This is a genomic window from Actinokineospora sp. NPDC051303, from assembly GCF_055586285.1.
Genome location: NZ_JBVJIN010000110.1, coordinates 1 through 1,862 on the forward strand (window position 1 = coordinate 1; position 1,862 = coordinate 1,862).

A 1,862-nucleotide genomic window follows, 5' to 3' on the forward strand; every position below is an offset into this window, starting at 1 on the left:
TGGGTAGGGGAGCGTCGTGCAGCCGGGGAAGCGGCAGAGTGATCTAGTCGTGGAGGCTGTGCGAGTGAGAATGCAGGCATGAGTAGCGAAAGAAGAGTGAGAAACTCTTCCGCCGGATGACCAAGGGTTCCTGGGCCAGGCTAATCCGCCCAGGGTAAGTCGGGACCTAAGGCGAGGCCGACAGGCGTAGTCGATGGACAACGGGTTGATATTCCCGTACCCGTGTGGATGCGTCCCTGGTGAGGTCGGTGATACTAACCGCCCGAAGCATGATTTCCCTTCGGGGGATGAAGTGTGGAGCGCGGGATCTGAGCCGGTAGTAGCCAAACGATGGGGTGACGCAGGAGGGTAGCTCCGCCAGCTGTTGGTGACTGGTGTAAGCGTGTAGGGAGACCGGTAGGCAAATCCGTCGGTCACGTATCCTGAGACGTGATGCATAGCCGATTGAGGCGAAGTAGAGTGATCCCATGCTGCCGAGAAAAGCCTCTAGTGAGTGTCCATGCGGCCCGTACCCCAAACCGACACAGGTGGTCAGGTAGAGAATACCGAGGCGTTCGGGTGAACTATGGTTAAGGAACTCGGCAAAATGCCCCCGTAACTTCGGGAGAAGGGGGGCCATTGGGTTTGAAGCCCCTTTGCGGGCTAGGATCTGGTGGCCGCAGAGACCAGCGAGAAGCGACTGTTTACTAAAAACACAGGTCCGTGCGAAGTCGCAAGACGATGTATACGGACTGACGCCTGCCCGGTGCTGGAACGTTAAGAGGACCGGTTAGCCCTTTGGGGCGAAGCTGAGAATTTAAGCGCCAGTAAACGGCGGTGGTAACTATAACCATCCTAAGGTAGCGAAATTCCTTGTCGGGTAAGTTCCGACCTGCACGAATGGCGTAACGACTTCTCGACTGTCTCAACCATAGGCCCGGCGAAATTGCACTACGAGTAAAGATGCTCGTTACGCGCGGCAGGACGGAAAGACCCCGGGACCTTTACTATAGCTTGGTATTGGTGCTTGGTTCGGTTTGTGTAGGATAGGTGGGAGACTGTGAAGCGGCCACGCCAGTGGTTGTGGAGTCGTTGTTGAAATACCACTCTGATCGTACTGAGTGTCTAACTTCGGACCGTGATCCGGTTCAGGGACAGTGCCTGGTGGGTAGTTTAACTGGGGCGGTTGCCTCCTAAAGGGTAACGGAGGCGCCCAAAGGTTCCCTCAGCCTGGTTGGCAATCAGGTGTTGAGTGCAAGTGCACAAGGGGGCTTGACTGTGAGACTGACAGGTCGAGCAGGGACGAAAGTCGGGACTAGTGATCCGGCGCTGGCTGGTGGAAGCGGCGTCGCTCAACGGATAAAAGGTACCCCGGGGATAACAGGCTGATCTTGCCCAAGAGTCCATATCGACGGCATGGTTTGGCACCTCGATGTCGGCTCGTCGCATCCTGGGGCTGGAGTAGGTCCCAAGGGTTGGGCTGTTCGCCCATTAAAGCGGTACGCGAGCTGGGTTTAGAACGTCGTGAGACAGTTCGGTCCCTATCCGCCGCGCGCGTTGGAGACTTGAGGAAGGCTGTCCCTAGTACGAGAGGACCGGGACGGACGAACCTCTGGTGTGCCAGTTGTCCCGCCAGGGGCATGGCTGGTTGGCTACGTTCGGAAGGGATAACCGCTGAAGGCATCTAAGCGGGAAGCCTGTTCCAAGATGAGGTCTCCCGCCCCCTGTGAGGGGTTAAGGCCCCCAGTAGACGACTGGGTTGATAGGCCAGAGATGGAAGCCTGGTAACGGGTGGAGTTGACTGGTACTAATAGGCCGAGGGCTTGTTACAAACATGCTACGCATCCACTGTGCGGTGTCTGAGACACCAACCACCCCCACCA

At 57.4% G+C, this 1,862-nt stretch carries 1 rRNA gene; it reads left to right on the forward strand.

The window, feature by feature from the left end:
• A 23S ribosomal RNA gene (locus ACZ6SD_RS32885) occupies positions 1 to 1,810 on the forward strand; the annotation flags it as partial.
• Between the last annotated feature and the right edge of the window lie 52 nt (positions 1,811 to 1,862).